Below are 22,378 nucleotides of genomic sequence, written 5' to 3'. Positions count from 1 at the left end.
AAGGAGTGTTTTACATATGGAGAGAAAAACAGTATTGGTCATTGCTGATCTTGGAGGCTGCCCGCCTCACATGTTTTATAAAAGTGCTGCTGAAAAATATAACCTGGTCAGCTTTATTCCAAGGCCTTTTGCAATTACAGCCTCCCACGCAGCTTTGATTGAAAAATACTCGGTCGCGGTCATAAAAGATAAAGACTATTTTAAGAGTTTAGCTGATTTTGAGCATCCTGACTCCATTTATTGGGCGCATGAGGATCATGACAAGCCTGAAGAAGAGGTTGTCGAGCAAATCGTCAAGGTTGCCGAAATGTTTGGGGTGGATGCCATCACAACAAACAATGAATTATTCATTGCCCCGATGGCGAAAGCCTGTGAACGTCTGGGCCTGAGAGGTGCCGGCGTGCAGGCTGCCGAAAATGCCAGAGATAAAAATAAAATGAGAGACGCTTTTAATAAGGCTGGCGTCAAATCAATCAAAAACAAACGTGTTACAACTCTTGAGGATTTCCGTGCCGCACTTGAAGAAATCGGCACACCTCTTATTTTAAAGCCTACATACTTAGCGAGTTCAATCGGCGTCACGCTGATTACGGACACTGAGACGGCAGAAGCAGAATTTAATAGAGTCAATGACTATCTGAAGTCGATTAACGTGCCAAAGGCGGTTACGTTTGAAGCGCCGTTTATCGCTGAGGAATTTTTACAGGGTGAGTATGGAGACTGGTATCAAACAGAGGGGTACTCCGACTATATCAGCATCGAAGGCATCATGGCCGACGGTGAGTATTTCCCGATCGCCATTCATGACAAAACGCCGCAAATCGGATTTACAGAAACATCCCACATTACGCCGTCCATTCTGGATGAAGAGGCGAAAAAGAAAATTGTCGAAGCCGCCAAAAAGGCAAATGAAGGTCTTGGCCTGCAAAATTGCGCAACACATACAGAGATCAAGCTAATGAAAAACAGAGAACCGGGTTTAATTGAATCGGCAGCCAGATTCGCCGGCTGGAATATGATCCCTAATATTAAAAAGGTTTTCGGCCTTGATATGGCGCAATTATTATTAGATGTCCTTTGTTTCGGAAAAGAGGCCGATCTGCCTGACGGATTATTGGATCAAGAGCCTTACTATGTCGCCGACTGTCATTTGTACCCGCAGCATTTCAAACAAAATGGCCAGATTCCAGAAACCGCTGAGGATTTGGTCATTGAAGCGATCGATCTGCCTGACGGGCTTTTAAAAGGGGATACTGAAATCGTTTCTTTTTCGGCCGCAGCGCCAGGAACTTCAGTTGATTTGACACTGTTCGAAGCTTTCAACTCCATCGCTGCATTTGAACTGAAAGGGAGCAATTCACAGGATGTGGCTGAATCAATCAAACAAATTCAGCAGCATGCGAAGCTGACGGCAAAGTATGTGCTGCCAGTATGAAACAGCTGAAACCCAACTCTAAATACTTGCTTTACGGGCAGGCGCTATCTTTCATGGGAGACTATTGTGTTCTCCCTGCCCTGCTCATTTTGTCTACATATTATCACGATTATTGGGTGACGTCCGGGGTCATCGTGGTCAGAAGCATTCCGATGGTGTTCCAGCCGTTTTTGGGGGTTCTGGTCGACCGGTTAGACAGAATTAAGATCATGCTGTGGACGGATATCATCAGAGGCATCATTTTTTTGGGGCTCACATTTCTTCCAAAAGGCGAGTATCCCCTCATTTTTCTGGCTCTGCTGTTTATTTCCTATGGAAGCGGCGTGTTTTTTAATCCGGCCCGTCTTGCTGTCATGTCGTCCTTGGAATCAGATATTAAAAGCATCAACACGTTATTTGCAAAAGCGACAACCATCTCCATTATCGTCGGGGCGGCTGCCGGAGGGCTCTTTCTGTTAGGCGGATCTGTGGAGCTGGCTGTGGCCTTTAACGGTGTGACATACCTGATTTCGGCATTTTTTATCAGCCGTATCAAACTGCAATTTGTGCCGATTCAATCTGAAAACATCAAAGAGGCCTTTCAGTCTTTTAAAGAAGGACTCAAGGAAATCAAAAGCAATGCATTCGTATTAAACGCCATGTTTACGATGATTACAATGGCTGTGCTGTGGGGAATTGTGTACAGCTATTTTCCGATTGTCAGCCGCTTTCTTGGTGATGGGGAAATCGGCAACTTTATCCTCACATTCTGCATCGGCTTCGGCGGCTTTATCGGGGCGGCGCTTGTCAGCAAATGGGGCTTTAACAACAATAGAGGCCTGACGTACTTTACCGTTTTATCGATTGTTTCGCTGGCGCTGTTTTTATTCACGCCGATATTCGCTGTTTCTCTCATCGCGGCGATCCTCTTTTTCATCGCGATGGAATACGGGGAAGTGCTTGCAAAGGTGAAGGTTCAGGAGAATGCGGCAAACCAGATTCAAGGGCGCATTTTTTCAGTAGCCGAAGCGTCTATCGGATTATGCATTTCTATTGGTTCAATGTTAATCAACGTCTTCAGCGCTCCGGTCATTATGGGGCTGATTGTTGTGATTGTATGCGGATTGTTTCTGCATACGAAGCTTGTTAACAAATCGTTTTTGGAACGGGATAATAAAACGGAGCAAAAAGGAGTCTTTTAGATGGAAATAACACCGTCCGATGTCATCAAGACACTTCCAAGGCAGGAGTTTTCTCTCGTTTTTCAAAAGGTAAAGGAATTGGAAAAAACGGGGGCCCACATCATTAATCTCGGACAAGGAAACCCTGACCTTCCCACTCCGCCGCATATCGTCGAGGCTTTGCGGGAGGCGTCTCTGAATCCTTCGTTTCATGGATACGGCCCATTCAGAGGTTATCCTTTTTTGAAGGAAGCAATCGCTGCTTTCTATAAAAGAGAATACGGCGTGACAATCAATCCTGAAACGGAGGTCGCCCTTTTCGGAGGCGGGAAAGCCGGTTTGTATGTGCTGACACAATGCCTGCTCAATCCGGGAGACATCGCTTTAGTCCCGAATCCAGGCTACCCTGAATATTTATCAGGGATTACGATGGCGCGAGCTGAGCATTACGAAATGCCGCTGTATGAAGAAAATGGCTATCTGCCGGATTTTGAAAAGATTGATCCAGCCGTGCTGGAAAAAGCGAAGCTTATGTTTTTAAACTATCCGAACAACCCCACTGGAGCTGTGGCTGATGCGGCTTTTTATGCAAAAGCGGCTGCTTTTGCGAAAGAGCATCATATCCATTTGATTCATGACTTTGCATACGGGGCGTTTGAATTCGATCAAAAACCGGCCAGCTTTCTTGAGGCAGAGGATGCCAAGGCTGTCGGAGCAGAGCTTTATTCATTTTCAAAAACATTTAATATGGCAGGCTGGAGAATGGCGTTTGCGGTTGGGAATGAAAAGATCATTCAGGCCGTCAATGAATTTCAGGATCATGTATTTGTCGGCATGTTCGGCGGGCTGCAGCAGGCGGCGAGTGCGGCGCTTTCCGGAGATCCGGAGCAAACGGAATCGCTGAAACGAATTTATAAAGAACGAATTGACTTTTTTACGGCGCTTTGCGAAAAGGAATTGGGCTGGAAGATGGAGAAGCCAAAAGGAACCTTTTACATATGGGCTGAAATTCCGAATACGTTTGAGACATCTCACCAATTTTCCGATTACTTGCTGGAGCATGCCCATGTCGTAGTCACACCGGGCGAAATTTTCGGAAGCAACGGAAAAAGGCATGTCAGAATCTCAATGGTGTCGAAGCAGGAGGATCTGCGGGAATTTGTTATGCGGATTCAAAAACTGAACCTGCCGTTCGGGTCATTACAAGAAACATCCCGCTAAAAAGCGGGATGTTTTTTATATGCTTTTCATGCTGCCGCCATCAGCGGAAATTTGCTGTCCTGTGATGTAGGAGGCTTCCTCAGAGGCAAGAAACGCGGCGAGCGCTGCGGTTTCTTCGGCTGATCCGACCCGTTTCATCGGAATCCCGGAAGCGATCTGTTCCACTGCTTCCTGTTTGGATATGCTGTTTTTTTTCATCACATTTTCCACAAATTGATGATAACGGTCCGTAGCGATAAAACCAGGGTTCAGGCAGTTGACTGTAATGTTGTGAGGAGCAAGCTGGATGGAAATGTTTTTACTGGCGTTAATTAAAGCGGCATTCATCATACTGTTTGTGAACATGTTGGCCCCGGGTTCTTTCCACAGATTTCCGACGATGTTGATGATTCTGCCAAACTCATTTTGTTTCATCAGTGAGGAAGCACGCTTGATAGCGTCAATATAGGCAACGGTCTTTTGTGTGAAAGTGGCTGTCATATCCTCTATATTGCAGTTATCAAATGTGTCAGGCGCGCCGCCCGGTATATTATTAATCAGAACATCAAGCCGTCCGCATTGAGAATCGATTTCCTGAAAAATGCCCGCTCTCGTATGCTGGTCAGACATATCCCCCGCAAGGACAATGACGCTCGCCTCAGGATGCTTGCCCAAAATATCTTCTTTGACAGATTCAATATTATCCAAATTTCGTGAATTAATGACGAGGGAAAAATGCTGGTCTGCTAATTTCAGAGCGATTGCTTTCCCGATCCCTTGACTGGCTCCCATAACAAATGCGGTTCGTTTTGACAAATCACTGCACCCCTTTGAAAAAATTGGATTATTACCTACATCGTAAGAAAAAACAGAGAAAATAGCAAATTTTATTTAAATTCTGATAAAGGGAAATTGAAAAACTCCCGCCGAATATGGCGGGAGGGAATATTATACATATAGGAATTGAGGAAGTGTATCAAGCGAAAGGTGATTGCCGACAAAGAATGAACCGAATTCGCCATAACGGGCGCTGACTTCGTCAAAACGCATTTCATACACAAGCTTCTTGAATTGAAGGACATCATCGCTGAATAATGTAACGCCCCACTCGTAGTCGTCAAAACCGACAGAGCCAGTGATGATCTGTTTGACTTTGCCCGCATAGCTGCGGCCGATTAAGCCATGGCTTCTCATCAAGTTTCTGCGTTCTTCCATAGAAAGCATGTACCAGTTGTCATTGCCGGATCTTCTTTTATCCATTGGATAGAAGCATACATATTTAGACTCCGGTAGTTCAGGGTAAAGGCGCGCGCGCACATGCGGATTTTCGTAAGGATCGCCGTCACCGCTTGCCAAGTAGTTGCTAAGCTCTACCACTGATACGTAGGAGTATGCCGGAATGGTGAACTCAGCAAGTCTTGATTTGTTGAATTCAAGCTCGATTTGATTTAATTCTTCCATTGTAGGACGAAGGATCATCAGCATAAAATCAGCTTTTTGGCCGACGATGCTGTAAAGGGTTTGCGATCCTTTTCCTTCTTTTTGAGCTACGCCCCATTTTTCAAGCAACCCGGTGAATTCGTGTATGATAGATTGGCGCTCATCACTGGACAGCAGCTTCCAGGATGTCCAGTCCATTGTGCGGAAATCATGAAGCGCATACCAGCCGTCAAGCGTTTTTGCCGCTTCATTCGTCATTTGCTGTTCACTCATTTATCTTCACTCCTATTATCTTTTCATGATTGCCTTCACTATACCATAGTTTATCCGATTCTACTGTGGAGAAACCTTGAACATCCCTTCCGTATAACTCCATCAAAATAGAAGAACCTATAAGGGAAGATTGAGTCACTTAAATTAGTTAGAAAAATAAGATTTTTTTATGAAAGCGCTATAATGAAAGTTGGCTGTTTGAATTTGATTGGAAGAAGAGTATGCTAGTAAAAGAAAGCGTTTTTGTAACTTTTTGAGGAGGTTTTATTGTGGCAGATTTATTTTCAACAGTGCAAGAAAAGGTAGCTGGAAAAGACGTTAAAATTGTATTTCCTGAAGGCTTAGACGAGCGTATTTTAGAAGCGGTCAGCAAGCTTGCAGGAAACAAAGTGCTGAATCCGATTGTGATCGGCAATGAAAATGAGATCCAAGCAAAAGCAAAAGAATTGAATCTTACGCTGGACGGCGTTAAGATTTATGATCCTCATACATATGAAGGCATGGAAGACCTTGTACAAGCATTCGTAGAACGCCGCAAAGGCAAAGCGACAGAAGAACAGGCTCGTAAAGCATTATTAGACGAGAACTACTTCGGTACAATGCTGGTATATAAAGGCCTTGCAGACGGACTCGTAAGCGGAGCGGCTCACTCAACTGCTGACACTGTCCGCCCGGCTCTTCAAATCATCAAAACAAAAGAAGGCGTGAAAAAGACATCCGGCGTGTTCATCATGGCTCGCGGAGAAGAGCAATACGTATTCGCAGATTGCGCGATCAACATTGCGCCTGACAGTCAAGATCTTGCCGAGATTGCGATCGAAAGTGCCAACACGGCAAAAATGTTCGACATTGAGCCTCGCGTGGCAATGCTCAGCTTCTCTACAAAAGGCTCAGCAAAATCTGATGAAACAGAAAAAGTAGCGGATGCAGTGAAAATCGCAAAAGAAAAAGCGCCTGAACTGACACTTGACGGCGAATTCCAATTTGATGCCGCATTTGTTCCATCTGTAGCTGAGAAAAAAGCGCCGGATTCCGAGATCAAAGGGGACGCTAACGTATTCGTATTCCCAAGCCTTGAAGCGGGAAACATCGGCTATAAAATCGCTCAGCGATTGGGCAACTTTGAAGCGGTAGGACCAATCCTGCAAGGCTTAAATATGCCTGTGAACGACCTTTCAAGAGGATGTAACGCTGAAGATGTTTACAATCTCGCATTAATTACAGCGGTGCAAGCACTGTAATAAAAATGAAGACGATGGCAGCTCTCGACTGAGGGCTGCCTTTTTTGCGCTTCCGTATAGCCTTCTTTACCAAGACGGATGATATGAGTACAATAAAGAAAACTAATCATAACCATATATTTCATTAATGACAGGGGTGGGGTTTTTGTATTACGACGTGCTGAAAACGTTTATAGCGGTGGTAGAAGAAAAAAACTTCACAAAAGCGGCGGAAAAGCTGATGATCTCCCAGCCCAGCGTCAGTCTGCATATCAAAAATCTTGAGAAAGAATTTCAAACGGCTCTTCTGAACAGGTCGCCAAAACACTTTACGACAACGCCGACAGGAGACATTTTATATCAAAGAGCAAAGCAAATGGTGTTTCTCTACGAACAAGCCAAGGCTGAAATCTATGCACATCATCACTATGTGAAGGGTGAATTGAAAATCGCTGCAAGCTTTACAATCGGAGAGTATATTCTTCCGCCGCTATTGGCCCAGCTGCAAAAGCTGTATCCAGAGCTGAATCTCGATGTCATGATTGGCAATACAGAGGAGGTCAGCGAGCGTGTGCGGATGCTTCAGGCTGATATCGGGCTGATCGAAGGACATACAAACGAGAATGAGCTGGAAATTGAGCCGTTCATGGAGGACGAAATGTGCATTGCCGCTCCAAATCAGCACCCGCTGGCCGGACGAAGAGATATTTCAATCAGCGACTTGCAAAACGAAGCGTGGGTGACAAGAGAGAAAGGCTCCGGGACGAGAGAATTTCTCGATCATGTGCTCAGTTCAAATGGACTTCGGCCGAAATCAATGTTCACCATCAGCAGCAACCAAGGTGTAAAGGAAGCGGTGATCAGCGGCATGGGACTCTCGGTTCTATCCAGAAGCGTGCTCCATAAGGATTTGATTCACCGCGACATTTCAATTCTGCATATTAAAGATTTCTCGTTAAAGCGCAAACTGTCTTACATCCATTCTCCTCTCATGGAGAATACCAAAAACAAAGAAATTTTTATTACGATGCTGAAAAGCAATATCAATCGCAGCGACTGAAATGATATAATAGTTTTTGTTCATAAGCCTAACATGAAAGGGTTTTACATAGATGGCAAACCAACCGATTGATTTACTGATGCAGCCGAAATGGAGAGTCATTGACCAATCCAGTCTCGGCCCTTTATTTGATGCGAAGCAATCCTTCGCAATGGATGATACGCTGTGCATGTCTGTCGGAAAAGGCGTGTCGCCGGCGACAGCGCGTTCATGGGTTCATCACAATACAATTGTCCTTGGAATACAGGATACACGCCTCCCGTTTTTGCAGGATGGCATTTCCTTGCTGGAGAGTGAAGGATACCGTGTGATCGTACGCAATTCCGGCGGTCTTGCTGTCGTATTGGATGAAGGTGTTTTAAATATCTCTCTCATATTCGAGGACGAAAAGAAAGGCATCGATATAGACAAAGGATATGAAGCGATGGTTGAGCTGATGAGACGAATGCTGAAACCGTACAACGCAAAGATCGAAGCCTATGAAATTGAAGGGTCTTATTGTCCCGGCAGCTATGACCTCAGCATAAATGGCAAAAAGTTCGCCGGCATCTCCCAGAGACGCGTTCGCGGCGGAGTCGCTGTTCAAATTTATCTCTGCGCGGATAAAAGCGGCAGTGAAAGGGCCGACTTGATCAGACGATTCTACCTAGCGGCGCTGAAGGATAAAGAAAATGATAAAAAAGGCGTCTATCCGGAAATACGTCCGGAAACGATGGCGTCCTTAAGTGAGCTTCTGCAAACAGACATCTCCGTACAAGACTTAATGTTCGCTTTACTGACAGAACTAAAAGCGTTAAGCACCCATCTATACGCAGCGGGCCTGTCCATTGACGAGGAAATGGAATTTGAGAAAAACCTCGTCCGGATGGCTGAACGGAATGCAAAGGTATTTGGGTGAACATTCTTCGCATGCCGGCTGTATATGCCAGCATGCATTTTTTATCTCAAGCGGCATTTTACCCCCAAAGATCTTATTTTCAGATAAATCCTTCTTACATACAGATAACCGTGACAAATAGAAAAACGATAAAATGACATTAGCATCCATATTAAAGGGGAGAGGCAGATGAAAGGGAATATTTACAGCCTTTTTGTATTGATTGCGGCTTTTTTCTGGGGGACCACGGGAACCGTTCAGGCGTTGGCTCCAGAAAGCTCCACACCGCTGGCATTTGGCGCGTTCAGGTTATTAATAGGAGGAAGCGCCATGCTGCTTGCGGTTTGGATCAGCCGGGAGCTTCACGTGAAAAATTGGTCATGGCCGCTCATATGTTTAGCCGCTGTTTGTATGGCGTGTTACCAGCCGCTGTTTTTCACAGCTGTTAAAGAAACGGGAATTGCGGTGGGAACTGTGATTGCCATCGGCAGTGCGCCTATCATTGCCGGGAGCCTTGAGTGGGCCGTATTGAAGAAACGCCCGCGAAACTCCTGGTGGATTGCGACCGTGCTGGCTTTAGCGGGTTGCTGGCTTCTGTTTTCCGACAGTTCCAATGTTCGGGTTGATGTGGGTGGTGTTCTTATGGCGCTTGGAGCAGGTGCTTCTTTTGCGGTCTATACGCTCATCAGTAAAGCGATGATGAAAACCCAGCCTCCGCGAGCGACTTCCGCCGTTGTCTTTATGATCAGCGCCATCTTGCTGACGCCGCTACTATGGCAGTCAGATATCTCGTGGATATTGACCCCTAGAGGACTGGGAACGAGCCTTTACATCGGGTTAATTGCAACATGTGCCGCATATTTTTTGTTTGCGAAAGGGCTTACCGGGGTTCCGGCCTCGGCGGCGGTCACGCTGTCTTTAGCCGAACCTCTGACTGCTTCATTGCTTGGCGTGTTTTTCATAGGAGAAATGCTTTCGCCTTCCTCGTGGATTGGCATTGCACTTATGATGCTGGGGCTTTTGGTCATTTCTGCTGCGCCTCGGAAACATAAAACGGCCGAGGCAGCTCACATGTCTTAATAGATTCACATAAGCTTGGTCTCATTTTACAAGAATAGCTGATCCGGCTGCAAAATGAGGAAATCCTCTTTTCTCAACAGAAAAGGGGGATTTTGTACATGGCGAAAATCCCAAAACCGCTGCCCGTTTTGGGATTTCACTATGTTATTCTGCTAACTTTTCTAAATTGCCGTTCCTGTCCATTTTGAAGGACGGAGAGGCATGTTCATCTTCTTCAAATAAAACTAGCTTTCTGGCTCTGTTCATAATTTTCACCAAGGTTTCATAATCTTCTTGGATCGTTTTTTGGTCTTTTTCAAGCTTTTGAACTTCTGCCTCAAGCTGCTCCGTCTTGCTTTGCAATTCCTGATTTTCTTTCTTTAAACGTTCATTTTCCATTTTTAATGCTGATGATTGCTCGTTATTGCCTTCGTAATTCTGCAGGAAGCGGATCACATCATTCATCGTCATCTCAGGCGCAGCTGCAGGCGTTTGAGGAGACAATAAGTGTGATAGACTAGCTAACTCTTCCTTAAAGCTTTCATCAACAAAAGGCATATGTTCGCCAGACATTAAAGTCTGCTGCTCATTTTCGGCAGATGGTGCATCCGTTTTGACTGGTTCCTCTGCAGCGGTTTCTTGAATGATTTCAGGATCAACGGCAGGAGGCTGATATAATAATCTTTTTTTCGCAGGCTGCCCGTTTCCGAGCGCCCTCATCCGCTGTTTTCGCTGTTTCTTCGCAAGCTGAAGCGCTTTTTCATATTGATGGCGGACCACCGCGTTCCATCTGAATCCGCAGGCTGCGGATGTCCGGTTTAATTTATCGCCGACTTCTTCAAAGGCATTTAATTGAGTGCTGCCCTCTCTCACATGCCGAAGCACTGTTTCGGCTAAAAGCAGATCGTTTTCCTCTGACCAAGCGTCTTGTCGTTGTTTTGTCATTTATCTCAACTCCCATTTTTCTTTTCATGGTATTAGAATGTCCAGGTTGGAAAATATTTATACAAATTGGCTGAAAGAATAGGAGATACGAAGGATGGAGCGGCTTGCAGGAACAGTCGAATCCTTGTAAAATGAAGAGTGATGTGATTTTTTTGAAACGTGATTTTAGGTTATTCACATAGATGAACATAGAAATGAAGGGAAGCGTACGTCATGGCTAATGAATTTCGAGTGTGTGATGATTGCCAAGCCACTAATATCAAAACATTGCTGCCGCGTTTGAAAGAAGTGGACCCGGACGCAAAGGTTGAGGTAGGATGCCAATCTTATTGCGGGCCCGGACGGAAAAAATCATTTGCTTTTGTGAACAATCGCCCGCTGTCAGCTCCGACAGAGGATGAGCTGATTGACAAAGTAAAAAAGAAAATAAAAAAGTAAAAACATATTTTTTCTTAGCCTCGGCCCTCAGGTCAGGCTTTTTTGCTTCACAAGATGTGTTTTTCATGAAGATGGAACAAATCGCCGGGCAAATTCAAGGATGTTTTCAAAGAATAGAGTCGATATAATAGAAACACGGCTAAAAAAAAGAGGGAATGACGATGGCGTATCCAAATGGAAAATTATCAGAAGAAAAAGTGTTTAAAGATCCGGTGCACCGCTATGTTCATGTTCGGGACAAGCTGATATGGGATTTGATCGGAACCCGTGAATTTCAGCGTCTCCGCAGAATTAAGCAGCTCGGCACGACCTATTTGACGTTCCATGGGGCTGAGCACAGCCGGTTCAACCATTCTCTCGGTGTCTATGAAATTGTCAGGAGAATGGTTGATGACGTCTTTAAAGGCCGCCCTGAATGGGATGACAGTGAACGCGAACTCTGTTTGGCCGCGGCGCTGCTTCATGATCTCGGGCACGGGCCGTTCTCGCATTCATTTGAAAAGGTCTTTCACCTTGACCACGAAGATTTTACAAGAGGTATCATTTTGGGAGACACGGAGGTTAACCAGGTGCTCAGAAAGGTGAGCCCGGATTTCCCCCAGGATGTTGCTGAAGTCATTGCCAAAACATATAAAAACAAGCAAGTGGTCAGCCTCATTTCGAGTCAAATTGACGCAGACCGGATGGATTACCTGCAGCGTGACGCCTATTATACGGGCGTCAGCTACGGCCATTTTGATATGGAGCGGATTCTTCGGGTGATGCGGCCGCGCGAGGATCAGATCGTCATTAAAGAAAGCGGAATGCACGCTGTCGAAGACTATATCATGAGCCGTTACCAAATGTACTGGCAGGTCTACTTCCATCCTGTGACCAGAAGTGCAGAGGTCATTTTAACGAAGATTCTTCACAGGGCGAAGCAGCTGCATGATGAAGGCTATGTCTTCACTCACGCTCCGGTTCATTTTTATTCTATTTTTGAAGGGAAATTGACACTGGAGGATTATGTAAAGCTGGATGAATCTATTATTTTGTATTACTTCCAGGCCTGGGAGGATGAAGAAGACGCGATTTTATCCGACTTGTGCCGCAGATTCATTAACCGCCAGCTGTTCCAATACGTTGAATTCAATCCGAATGAAGAAATGTCGGCTTATTTTGAGCTGACGTCATTGTTCAAAGAGGCGGGGATCGATCCGAGCTATTATTTGGTCGTTGATTCTTCTTCAGATCTGCCATACGATTTTTACCGGCCGGGAGAGGAAGAGGAGCGTCTGCCGATCCATCTCTTGACGCAAAACGGCCAAATTAAAGAGCTGTCCAGGCAGTCGGCTATTGTGGAATCCATCTCCGGTAAACGGCGGACCGACCACAAGCTGTACTATCCAAAGGACTTGATTTGTGACGGCTCTAAACATCCGGAAGCGAAAATGAAAATCCGGCAGCTGCTGGGACTGACATAGAAATTGGAAAGAAGGAAAAAGGAGATGTCGGGAATTTGTTGAAAGAACATGCAAAACTGATGAAGGTGTTCTCGGATTCTGGAGAAATCATCGGGCGAAAGAAGCTGCAGAAAATGATTTATATCGCCAAGAAAATGCAGTTTCCTTTCTATGAGAAATATGATTTTCACTTTTACGGACCATATTCAGAGGAACTGACGCTCCAGATTGAAGAGCTGTGCAACCTTGGATTTCTGCATGAGGTGAAGGAAAAAAAGGGCGGCTACTTTCAATACCGGTATTCGCTGACTGAGACAGGCTCCGCATTTTTAGACCATGCTGATCTGAACATGCCGGATATGAAAGGCTATATCGACAGTGTAAACAGCCGTTCATCACGGTTTTTAGAGCTGGTTTCCACGATCCTTTACTTTGACGGGCTTGAGGATGAGGAAAAGAAAGAAAAAGTCTTTACAATCAAAAGCAAGCAAAAATATACAAATGAAGAATATGACGAAGCGCTTCAATACATAGAGGAACTGAAGCAGATTTGTTAAGGATACCAAGCAAAAGAAATGAACTGTTTCTTTTGCTTTTTTTTATTGACAAAAGCCGCTAAGGGATCTATTGTGGATAATAGTTATCCATAATGAATCGGGAGTGTGTATGATGAAAATGAAATCCGGGATGGAGCAGGCGGTTTCTGTGTTGCTTTTATTGTCACGGCTGCCTGTACAGGCTTCTTTGACGTCAGAGGCAATAAGCCAGCGATTGCGCGTGTCTCCGTCTTATTTGAAGAAGCTGATGAGAACATTGGTTCAAGCAGGTTTGGCAGAATCCTTGCCAGGGACGAAGGGCGGTTTTACCCTGACGAAGCCTTTGGCGGACATTACGCTTTATGATATTTATCAAGCGGTCGAAGGCAGAGGTTCGATGTATCAGGGAAAAGGTCTGCTGCAATCTGTATTCGAAGGTGAAAACTGTGTGCTGGAGACAGTCATGGGGGAAATCGAGGATAAATGGGCCAATCTCATGAAAGAAGAGTCCCTGCAGCATGTCATGGACAGAGTCGGGGAATTGTATGATCTTGAAAAAATAGATGATTGGATAAACGAGCAAATGAAAGGGCAATTGCAATGAAAAACAGCGGATCTTTACACAAAACAGATTCATCAACAGGAATATCTGTACTGATCGTGCTCGCTCTTGGTTTTCTCATGGCTACTCTTGATGTAACCGTTGTGAATGTGGCGATGGCGGATATGAAAAACACTCTTTCAATGTCACTTTCAGGTGTAACGTGGGTTGTGGACGGGTACATTCTTACTTTTGCGTCGCTTCTGCTGGCGGGCGGAGCCTTGGCCGACCGTTTCGGATCGAAGACGATCTATATCCTGGGTTTAGCTGTTTTTGTTCTCGCCTCTTGTCTATGCGCTGCATCCTTTAATGGGCAGATGCTGATTGCCGGACGTCTTATACAGGGAATTGGCGCAGCCTTGTTCATGCCAAGCTCACTCAGCCTTTTGGCTGCCTCTTACCCTGATGAACGGGCGCGGGCGAGAATGTTTGGACTGTGGGCCGCGCTTGTTTCCGCCGCTTCAGCCCTTGGGCCTTTTATTGGGGGTGTGCTGGTACAGTTGGCAGGCTGGCAGAGTATTTTTCTGATCAATGTGCCGTTGGGGGCTGCCGCGCTCATTTCAGCTTACCGAATTCTCAGCCGCGTCCCGGGAAAAACCGGCCGCGTGAACATCACCGGGCATCTGCTTGGCATGATGGCTCTCGGCTTTCTTTCCTATGCATTGATACAGGGGCCATCAGCGGGCTGGCGCTCGCCCGTGATTCTTCTAGCATGTACTGCAGCGATTTTGGCATTTGTGCTGTTTTTGCTGCGGGAAATTTCTGCAAAAACACCCATCCTGCCGGCGTCCTTATATAAAAACGGCCGTTTCTCAGCGGCCCAATTTATCGGGTTTTTGCTGAATTTTGCCCTTTTTGGCGGCATGTTTATGCTGAGTCTTTTTTTGCAGGAAGCAGGAGGCGCAAACTCCTTCATGGCCGGAGTTGAGCTGCTGCCGATGATGGCGGTCTTCGTGATCGGCAATCTGCTGTTCGCCCGTCTGGCGAATCGATTCGAAGCCGGGCAGCTTATGTTTGTCGCAATGGCGGTCAGCTGTATCATTGCATTGCTGTTGTTTGTGCTGATTTCTCCGGATTTTCCTTATTGGCAGCTGGCGGCTTTGATGTCTGTCATGAACCTCTGTACCGGTATTACAGTTCCTGCCATGACAACTGTGATCATGCAGGCTGCCGGGCAAAGGCATGCGAACATTGCCGGTGCGGCGTTAAATGCAAACCGGCAAATCGGGGCTTTGGTCGGCGTAGCGATAACCGGGGTGATCATTCATCTGTCCGCCACTTGGTATGCCGGTGCCGGGTTTACATTTTTGATGATGGGGGCGGCGTACAGCCTCGCTGCATTGCTTGTATGGCTGTTTCTGGCTGCCCATAACGGGACTGCCGCGTCAGAAAAAATGTAAATCACTGATTGCGCTTTGTGGGAATATATAGTAAGATATAAAAAATTATTGAAACAACAGGCACTGATAAGGACATGAGATGCTTTTTACGGTTTCCAGAGAGGGAAGGACAGCTGAAATCTTCCTAACGCAGAGAAAGCAGCTTACCGCCTTTGAGCCGTATCGGGGAAAACAAGTATCTGATACCGTCATGCTGCGTTACAGCATCTTCAAGCCGATCACCATGTGTAATTGAATTGATCGGGAATTTGGGTGGAACCACGGATGATCAACACATTCGTCCCTTTTAGAGGGATGGGTGTGTTTTTTTATATGAATTAAATACATGCAATGAAAAGGACATGAATGATAGTTACGGTTTTCAGAGAGGGAAGGAAAGGTGAGAGCTTCCCAGCTTAGGAGTATCATTTACCGCCTTGGAGCAGCATTGGGGAACTAAAGTATCCAATGCCGTCTATGCTGCGTTACAGCACCGAGCCGACAACATCGCGTTTGTCGGGAACTTGGGTGGAACCACGGGTTAATCACACACTCGTCCCTATCTGCGGGACGGGTGTGTTTTTTTATGAATTGAATATATGCGATGAAAAGGACATGAATGATTTTTACGGTTTTCAGAGAGGGAAGAAAAGGTGAGAGCTTCCCAGCTTAGGAATATCATTTACCGCCTTGGAGCAGCATTGGGGAACTAAAGTATCCAATGCCGTCTATGCTGCGTTACAGCACCGAGCCGACAACATCACGTTTGTCGGGAACTTGGGTGGAACCACGGGTTAATGACACACTCGTCCCTATCTGCGGGACGGGTGTGTTTTTTTATATACAACAATGAATAAGGAGTGTTTTAAAATGAGTAAACATGTACACATTCAGCTTCCGGACGGACAGATCAAGGAATATCCGAAAGGCATCACAATCAAGGAAGCAGCTGGTTCGATCAGTTCCAGTCTGCAAAAGAAGGCGGCTGCAGGTCAGGTCAACGGCAAGCTTGTTGATCTCAGTTTCAAGCTGGAGGAGGATGCTGAGCTTTCGATTGTCACACTCGATTCACAAGAAGGCTTGCAGGTGCTTCGCCACACATCAGCGTACGTGCTGGCTCAAGCAGTAAAACGGCTGTACGGCGAAGTGTCATTGGGGGTAGGGCCTGTGATTGAAGACGGCTTCTACTATGACATGAAGCTGGAGAAAAGCTTGGGATCAGGAGACTTAGAGGCTATCGAAAAAGAAATGAAACACATTATAAATGAGAACCTTGAAATCAAACGTATAGAGGTTTCTTACGAAAAAGCTGAAGAGCTGTTTGCACAAAAAGACGAGCGGCTTAAGCTTGAGATTTTAAAGGATATTCCGCGCGGGGAGGATATCACGCTGTACCAGCAAGGAGAATTCATTGACCTGTGCCGCGGGCCGCATCTTCCTTCTACAGGAATGATCAAAGCGTTCAAGCTGACAAGAGTATCAGGCGCTTATTGGCGGGGAGACAGCAAAAATGAAGTCCTGCAGCGGGTGTACGGGGTTGCGTTTCAAAAGAAAAAAGATTTGGATGCGCACCTGCATATGTTGGAAGAAGCGGCAAAACGAGACCATCGCAAGTTGGGCAAACAGTTAGGGCTGTTTATGTTTTCTGAAGAAGCGTCGGGGATGCCGTTTTATTTGCCGAAAGGGCAGATTGTCCGCAATGAGCTGGAACGCTTCTCGCGTGAGCTGCAAACAAATGCCGGCTACGATGAGGTGCGTACGCCGTTTATGATGAATCAGCGGTTATGGGAGCAGTCAGGCCATTGGGATCATTATCGCGACAATATGTACTTCTCAGAAGTGGATGATACAAGGTTCGCAATGAAGCCGATGAATTGCCCGGGCCACATGCTCATCTTTAAAAACAGCCTGTATTCTTACCGGGATCTGCCGATTCGCATGGCGGAATTCGGACAGGTGCATCGCCATGAATACAGCGGGGCTTTAAACGGAATGCTTCGCGTTCGGACGTTCTGTCAGGATGACGCCCATATTTTCGTTCGGGAGGATCAGATTGAGAGTGAGATCAAAGAAGCGATTCGGCTGATTGATGAGGTATATCGGACATTTGGTTTCGAGTATTCAGTTGAGCTTTCGACTCGCCCGGAGGATTCATTAGGCGATGACAGCCTTTGGGAAGCGTCGGAGCGTGCCTTAGCACGCGTCCTTGAGGAGCTTGGCCTCTCTTATGAGATCAATGAGGGCGATGGGGCGTTTTACGGGCCAAAAATTGATTTCCACATAAAAGATGCCCTAAAACGGAGCCACCAATGTGCGACAATTCAGCTTGATTTTCAAATGCCGGAAAAATTTGATTTAACATATATCAACGAACACAATGAAAAGGTTCGTCCCGTTGTCATCCACAGAGCGGTTTTCGGCTCGATCGACCGTTTCTTCGGTATTTTGATCGAGCATTACGGCGGGGCTTTTCCAGTCTGGCTCGCACCGATCCAGGTTCAAATCATACCGGTTTCGCACGTACACTTGGATTATTGCAGAAAGGTGCAGGCGGAGCTGAAGCAGGCGGGGATAAGAGCCGGCATTGATGAGCGCAATGAGAAGCTCGGCTATAAAATCAGAGAATCGCAGATGCAGAAAATCCCGTACGTGCTGGTGCTTGGAGATCAAGAGGAGCAGGAGAACGCGGTTAACGTCCGCCTATTCGGACATCAGCAGAATGAACACGTTTCTTTTCAGACATTCAAAGATAAGCTTGTGAAACAGGTGGAAAATCGAGGCATGTAGGATAAAAGCTGTGAATTCACATTTTGCTTTTTTGACTTTCCCTATTCGGAATCAGTAAAATAATAAGTAAATCATATCGTTCGTATGTTATGAATGCATCTCGAAATGGGGAAATTGACATGGACCATGACAAACTGGAAGCAAATTTGCTGGATCACGCACTTACAAAATATTTGAAAAGCACGAAGCAATTAGATGAAGCCACCGTTCCGAAACACGTGAATAATGTAAGAGGATTTATTCTGCGGATCATATACAGACATGGGAGCTGCACCATAAAGGATATTTTGAAGGAGGTCACACTGTCTCCCTCTGCCACGACTACAGCTCTGAATCATTTAGAGCAGGAAGGGTTTATTGAGAGATCCAGAAATAATAATGACCGCCGCACTGTATGGATTACGCTTTCTGAATCGGGCCGGGGAGCGGCTGAACAAATGATCGAAAACCGCCAGCAGCTGATTGACGGGATGTTTGAACGTTTAACAGCCGAAGAGAAAAAGACGTTCTTGGCGATTATTGCGAAGCTGGCTCAATAGGGATAATAAAAGCCGGTGCGCGAAGCGCCGGCTTTATAGAGATTATTCCATATCGCTCAGGCGTTTGCCTGCAACGGCATAATGGTCTTTTTTCATTTCTTCTATAAAGACAACAATTTTTTCTTCAGAAGCGCCGGTTGTTTCCTTTACGGCTTCTGTTACTTTCTCAACAAGATTGCGTTTTTGCTCGTCTGTACGGCCTTCGAGCATTTTGACAGTTACGTATGGCATGTGTGCTGAATCCTCCTTTATCTCGTTTCCTCTCTTTAGAAAAAGAGGCTTCTTATAGTATACTGAATAAAGTAAATTCTTGCATTTTGAGAAAGAGGGATATCTCACTTGGACCGTTTTTTATATTATCCGTTGTCTTTAATGCCATACCTCGTCATCACGCTAATTGTGTCGTTTACAATGCATGAGCTTGCCCATGCTTATGTCGCATACAAATTTGGTGACGATACGGCGAAAAAACAAGGAAGACTGACGCTGAATCCTATTAAGCACCTTGATCCGTTCGGTACCATTTTGATTTTGGTGGCCGGCTTTGGATGGGCGCGTCCCATTCCCGTTAATCGCCGTTTCTTTAAGAAACCCCGGCTTGCCGGTGTGCTCGTATCTATAGCCGGGCCTGTCAGTAACCTGATTCTTGCCTTTATCGGTTTCTTTTTGTTAGTGTTGATGCATGCGTACGGAATGGAAATGCTTGCGGCATTCAGCACGGGATTGGATCAGTTTTTTTCTATTTGGATACAGCTGAATCTTGTCTTGTTTTTATTTAATCTGCTGCCGCTTCCTCCGCTCGATGGCTATCGAATTATAGAAGATCTCGTTCCGCCGAGCGTGCGTGCCAAAATGACGCAAGCGGAGAACTACGGCTTTATCGTGTTTTTGGTTCTGTTTGTGACACCGCTCGGATCTTATGTGCTGTGGCCGCTGCTTAATGCAGGAAGAGATTCGATTTTAAAGCTGTTTTCAGCGATATTTCAACCGCTTTTGTAGGAGGTAGAACTTCATGGAAGAAAAAAAGAAAAAATCAATCGGGTTTAATATTATCAAAAGTGATCCGACAGACGGACACGGCGGTTTTGGCGTAGGGGCACTCAGCCTTGATAACATTTCTCCCGTGTTCGTCGATGTAGAGGAAAAAGAAGCGTTCGTAGACATCGGTGCCATGCATGCCCGCAGCACCGTTGAAAAAGGAATTAAATTTCTGCCTAATAAAGAAGATGTTCCAAACGGCAAACCATACTGGCTTGTGTGGGTGACGATTGACAGAAGAGAAGAGGGCCCTTATTACGCAGGGGTAACAGCCTGTGAAATGACGGTCGACAGAAGCATCAGAAGAGGCTACAAGTCACTGCCTGAGCATGTGAATCTGATGGATAAATCCATGAAACGGAAAATCATCGTTGATAAAATGGACGACAGCTCGAAGCGTGTACTAGGCGAATTTCTGAAAAAGCATGATCAGGGCCTATGGGACCGTTCCTCAGATGAGTTAAAAACGAGCCTGCTTCCGGAAGACAATTAATTTGTGAATTTTCTGTGAACTTTTAGAATATTTGAGATATTTTTCGTGAACATTGAGTAAACTGGTGATACAGAAATAGGACATGGAAAATCCCGAGCCGAAACAAGACTCGGGGTTTTTCATTTTTAGGGGGATATGATGTACGAAACCATTCGAGTCGGCGACTGGTTGATGAAGCGGCGTCGAAGAAATGAGAAATTCACCACTTTATCCCAAAACTGATTGTTCAGCTCGATTGCCTAACATTTTACCATCGATTATGAAGGAACATACGAATAACCCGGCCTCCGAGAAGCCGGGTTATTTTCAATGATTTCGCCCCAGCCATTTGTCCCACCATTTTTTCTCGGAAGCGGGCTTTTCTTTGGCTGGAAGCCGGTCTTTTGTTTGTTTTGCGGGTTCTGCCCCGTAGCACACGTTTGATGGTTCTGTGCCTTTCACAAAATATGTGTAATGCTTTGCGGCGCAGCCGGGACCTGATGAGTAGCCTGTCTTTGGATCAATGTATACGCCGGTTACGCCTTTTGGCGGCTTGAACGCGGTTTCCGGATCGCCCTTGAGCGCGTTCTCCATGAAGTCCGCCCAAATGGTTTTAGCATAGCTTTTTTCTTCGACCGAGTCGATGGTGCTGTTTTTGTCATAACCAGTCCAAACACCCGCGGCCAACTTCGGATTGAAGCCGATCATCCAGCTGTCTGCGCTGGTGGTTCCTGATTTTCCGGCATACGTTCTTGTCAGGCGGTTGGCTATCGTTCGTCCGGTTACCGATGTATATCCGTTTAAATCGGTATCAAACATGCCTGTCATCATACTCGCCGTGACAAAAGCGGCTTTTTCATCAAGAACTTGTTTATGCTGACTCGGGTTTTCGTACAGCACATGGCCCGCCGCGTCCGTAACTCGCGAAATAAAAGTCGGTTCGATTTTCTTTCCGCCGTTTGCGAGCATGGCATAGGCGTTGACCATCTCAATCGGGCGCACAGGTTCAGTGCCGAGTGCCAGGGACGGCAGTGCTTGAAGATGGGCGGTAATGCCGAATTCCTTTGCGGCCTTTACGAGTTTGTTCGTGCCGAGAAAAAGATGCGTTTTTACAGCGTAAATGTTGTCGGAAAGCGCCAGCGCCTGCAGAAGCGTAATCGGCTTGTTGGCGTAGTATCCGTTATAGTTGCTTGGAGAATAGGTTTCTCCCTTTGCATCAATTTGAAACTCGGTTTCTTCGCTTTTCATCAAAGTGACTGGCGTAAATCCGCTTTGAATCGCTTTATAATACAGCAATGGCTTGATCGTCGAAGCAGGCTGGCGCTTCGCCTGTGTCGTCCGGTCAAACGGGCTTTTTTGATATTCCCTGCCGCCGACAAGGGCGAGAACGTTTCCGGTGCGGGGATCAATGGCTGAAAACCCGACTTGAATGTCAGAGCCCGCGTTAACCGTTTTGGTAATGGTCTCCTCGGCGATGCGCTGCATCCGTTTATCCACCGTTGTATAGACGTTTAACCCGCTCGTTTCAATTTGCTCCCGCGTCATGCCAAGCTTTTTCTCCAGCTCTCTCATCGCATTGTCATAGAAATAAGGGGCCTTTCTCTTGGAAACTTGTTTATTCAAAGGCTGATAGGAAAGAGGTTCCTTGATCAGTTCATCCGCTTTCTTTTGGCTGATCATCTGCTGCTTTTCCATCATCCGCACAATCGTTTTCTGGCGTTCCTTGGCTTTCGTCTCATTGACATACGGTGAATAGCCGGAAGGGCCTTTCGGGATTCCTGCCAAAAGCGCTGCCTCCGCATCCGTCAGGTTTTTGGCATGCTTGCCGAAATACAGGCGGGAAGCGGCTTCAATGCCGTAGGCGCCATGGCCGTAGTAAATCGTATTTAAATAGCCTTCTAATATCTCGTCCTTAGAATAGTTTTGTTCCAGACGGATCGTGTAGAACGCCTCATTCCATTTCCGTTTCCACGTTTTGTCGTGTTCAAGGTATAAGTTTCTCGCATATTGCTGGGTGATGGTGCTTGCACCCTGAACCTTGGCAAATGCTTTCAGATCAGCAAGCGCCGCGCCTGCCATGCGTTTATAATCAAAGCCATGATGATCGTAGAAATTCTGGTCTTCAATCGCCACTGTCGCTTTTACGATCGTCGGATTCATGTCCTTTAAGGGGACCCAATAGCGCTTTTCGCCGTAGTTCGTTTCCCCGAGCTTTGATCCGTCACTCGCATACAAAATCGTGGATTGCGGCACCTGCACCGAGGGAGCGCCCTGGTATTTGGCTATCAAAATGACAGTCATAAACACGGCGGCTGCCGCAAAGGCCGCAAAAGCCCCTAAAAAGATAAAGGCGCGAACGGTTTTGAGCGTCAGTCTCAGCCGTTTATTTGTCATTGCATCCACAACGGGTTCCCCCTTTTTTTATGTTTCTACTATTATGAGGAAAAAAGATCGTTTTTAAACATTGCTGAACAGGA

At 46.1% G+C, this 22,378-nt stretch carries 20 protein-coding genes, 1 pseudogene and 3 other annotated features; of the genes and pseudogenes, 16 read left to right on the top strand and 5 right to left on the bottom strand.

Annotated elements, in window-relative coordinates:
* The first annotated feature begins 16 nt into the window (after window positions 1-16).
* Genes bacD through bacF form a run of 3 tightly spaced genes read left to right on the top strand, consistent with a single transcriptional unit; the run spans window position 17 to window position 3,816 of the window.
* A complete protein-coding gene (gene bacD, locus JQX68_RS19355; RefSeq protein WP_205440390.1) occupies window positions 17-1,435 on the top strand; it encodes an alanine--anticapsin ligase in 1,419 nt (472 codons plus the stop codon).
* Complete coding sequence (bacE, locus tag JQX68_RS19350) at window positions 1,432-2,616, top strand: bacilysin exporter BacE (protein ID WP_205440389.1); 1,185 nt, start codon at window positions 1,432-1,434, stop codon at window positions 2,614-2,616. Before bacD ends, bacE begins: the two co-directional genes overlap by 4 nt.
* Entirely contained in the window at window positions 2,617-3,816 is a 1,200-nt protein-coding gene (bacF, locus tag JQX68_RS19345; protein WP_205440388.1) for a transaminase BacF, read from the top strand.
* Between the two features lie 15 nt (window positions 3,817-3,831).
* Here the strand turns inward: bacF and bacG are convergent, their stop codons facing one another.
* Window positions 3,832-4,611, bottom strand: coding sequence for an NADPH-dependent reductase BacG (gene bacG / locus JQX68_RS19340; RefSeq protein ID WP_014665795.1), 780 nt, complete (start codon window positions 4,609-4,611; stop codon window positions 3,832-3,834).
* Window positions 4,612-4,743: 132 nt separating this feature from the next.
* Entirely contained in the window at window positions 4,744-5,508 is a 765-nt protein-coding gene (hemQ, locus tag JQX68_RS19335; protein WP_003227507.1) for a hydrogen peroxide-dependent heme synthase, read from the bottom strand.
* 269 nt (window positions 5,509-5,777) lie between these two features.
* On the opposite strand from hemQ, the gene pta reads away from it, so the two are divergent.
* From pta to JQX68_RS19315, 4 genes and pseudogenes are all read left to right on the top strand, one after another.
* The gene (pta, locus tag JQX68_RS19330) at window positions 5,778-6,749 is read left to right on the top strand and encodes a phosphate acetyltransferase (protein ID WP_014665793.1); all 972 of its coding nucleotides are present in this window, start codon (window positions 5,778-5,780) and stop codon (window positions 6,747-6,749) included.
* A gap of 145 nt (window positions 6,750-6,894) precedes the next feature.
* Window positions 6,895-7,793 (top strand): annotated as a pseudogene (cysL, locus tag JQX68_RS19325) (cysJI operon transcriptional regulator CysL).
* A gap of 47 nt (window positions 7,794-7,840) precedes the next feature.
* Window positions 7,841-8,686 carry an octanoyl-[GcvH]:protein N-octanoyltransferase gene (gene ywfL, locus JQX68_RS19320; protein WP_014665791.1) on the top strand — a complete coding sequence of 282 codons (846 nt, stop codon included), beginning with the start codon at window positions 7,841-7,843 and terminating at the stop codon, window positions 8,684-8,686.
* Between the two features lie 168 nt (window positions 8,687-8,854).
* Window positions 8,855-9,745 (top strand): carboxylate/amino acid/amine transporter, encoded by an 891-nt coding sequence (locus JQX68_RS19315; RefSeq protein ID WP_205440386.1) that lies wholly within the window; start codon window positions 8,855-8,857, stop codon window positions 9,743-9,745.
* Window positions 9,746-9,889: 144 nt separating this feature from the next.
* Here JQX68_RS19315 and rsfA read toward each other — a convergent pair whose 3' ends face one another.
* Window positions 9,890-10,669 carry a prespore-specific transcription regulator RsfA gene (gene rsfA / locus JQX68_RS19310; RefSeq protein WP_040081508.1) on the bottom strand — a complete coding sequence of 260 codons (780 nt, stop codon included), beginning with the start codon at window positions 10,667-10,669 and terminating at the stop codon, window positions 9,890-9,892.
* Between the two features lie 213 nt (window positions 10,670-10,882).
* Between rsfA and JQX68_RS19305 the strand changes: the two genes are divergently transcribed.
* From JQX68_RS19305 to JQX68_RS19275, 7 genes are all read left to right on the top strand, one after another.
* Window positions 10,883-11,107 carry a YuzB family protein gene (locus tag JQX68_RS19305; RefSeq protein ID WP_003222050.1) on the top strand — a complete coding sequence of 75 codons (225 nt, stop codon included), beginning with the start codon at window positions 10,883-10,885 and terminating at the stop codon, window positions 11,105-11,107.
* Between the two features lie 161 nt (window positions 11,108-11,268).
* Window positions 11,269-12,570 carry an HD domain-containing protein gene (locus tag JQX68_RS19300; RefSeq protein WP_014665786.1) on the top strand — a complete coding sequence of 434 codons (1,302 nt, stop codon included), beginning with the start codon at window positions 11,269-11,271 and terminating at the stop codon, window positions 12,568-12,570.
* 35 nt (window positions 12,571-12,605) lie between these two features.
* Window positions 12,606-13,106, top strand: a complete 501-nt coding sequence (locus tag JQX68_RS19295) for a YwgA family protein (protein WP_040081509.1) — start codon at window positions 12,606-12,608, stop codon at window positions 13,104-13,106.
* 112 nt (window positions 13,107-13,218) lie between these two features.
* Entirely contained in the window at window positions 13,219-13,689 is a 471-nt protein-coding gene (locus JQX68_RS19290; protein WP_040081510.1) for an Rrf2 family transcriptional regulator, read from the top strand.
* Window positions 13,686-15,086 carry an MFS transporter gene (locus tag JQX68_RS19285; protein WP_205440385.1) on the top strand — a complete coding sequence of 467 codons (1,401 nt, stop codon included), beginning with the start codon at window positions 13,686-13,688 and terminating at the stop codon, window positions 15,084-15,086. Before JQX68_RS19290 ends, JQX68_RS19285 begins: the two co-directional genes overlap by 4 nt.
* A 54-nt stretch (window positions 15,087-15,140) precedes the next feature.
* Window positions 15,141-15,374, top strand: a binding site (T-box leader).
* 33 nt (window positions 15,375-15,407) lie between these two features.
* Window positions 15,408-15,629: a binding site (T-box leader), on the top strand.
* Between the two features lie 31 nt (window positions 15,630-15,660).
* Window positions 15,661-15,882 (top strand) — a binding site (T-box leader).
* Window positions 15,883-15,935: 53 nt separating this feature from the next.
* Window positions 15,936-17,852 (top strand): threonine--tRNA ligase, encoded by a 1,917-nt coding sequence (thrS, locus tag JQX68_RS19280; protein ID WP_205440384.1) that lies wholly within the window; start codon window positions 15,936-15,938, stop codon window positions 17,850-17,852.
* A gap of 119 nt (window positions 17,853-17,971) precedes the next feature.
* A complete protein-coding gene (locus tag JQX68_RS19275; RefSeq protein WP_003242889.1) occupies window positions 17,972-18,391 on the top strand; it encodes a MarR family transcriptional regulator in 420 nt (139 codons plus the stop codon).
* A 42-nt stretch (window positions 18,392-18,433) separates the two neighbouring features.
* Here the strand turns inward: JQX68_RS19275 and JQX68_RS19270 are convergent, their stop codons facing one another.
* On the bottom strand, window positions 18,434-18,622 hold the full coding sequence (locus JQX68_RS19270) for a 2-hydroxymuconate tautomerase (protein ID WP_040081512.1): 189 nt from the start codon (window positions 18,620-18,622) through the stop codon (window positions 18,434-18,436).
* Between the two features lie 108 nt (window positions 18,623-18,730).
* Between JQX68_RS19270 and JQX68_RS19265 the strand changes: the two genes are divergently transcribed.
* On the top strand, window positions 18,731-19,390 hold the full coding sequence (locus JQX68_RS19265) for a site-2 protease family protein (protein ID WP_040081513.1): 660 nt from the start codon (window positions 18,731-18,733) through the stop codon (window positions 19,388-19,390).
* Between the two features lie 13 nt (window positions 19,391-19,403).
* Window positions 19,404-19,922, top strand: coding sequence for a YwhD family protein (locus JQX68_RS19260; protein ID WP_014665777.1), 519 nt, complete (start codon window positions 19,404-19,406; stop codon window positions 19,920-19,922).
* Between the two features lie 306 nt (window positions 19,923-20,228).
* On the opposite strand, the gene JQX68_RS19255 is transcribed toward JQX68_RS19260, so the two are convergent.
* Complete coding sequence (locus JQX68_RS19255) at window positions 20,229-22,304, bottom strand: transglycosylase domain-containing protein (protein WP_205440383.1); 2,076 nt, start codon at window positions 22,302-22,304, stop codon at window positions 20,229-20,231.
* Window positions 22,305-22,378: the final 74 nt, after the last annotated feature.

It is taken from the genome of Bacillus sp. LJBS06, assembly GCF_016924995.1.
GTDB lineage: Bacteria > Bacillota > Bacilli > Bacillales > Bacillaceae > Bacillus > Bacillus stercoris.
Note: the sequence above shows the minus strand (reverse complement) of the source record. Positions and strands in the feature narration are given on the sequence as shown.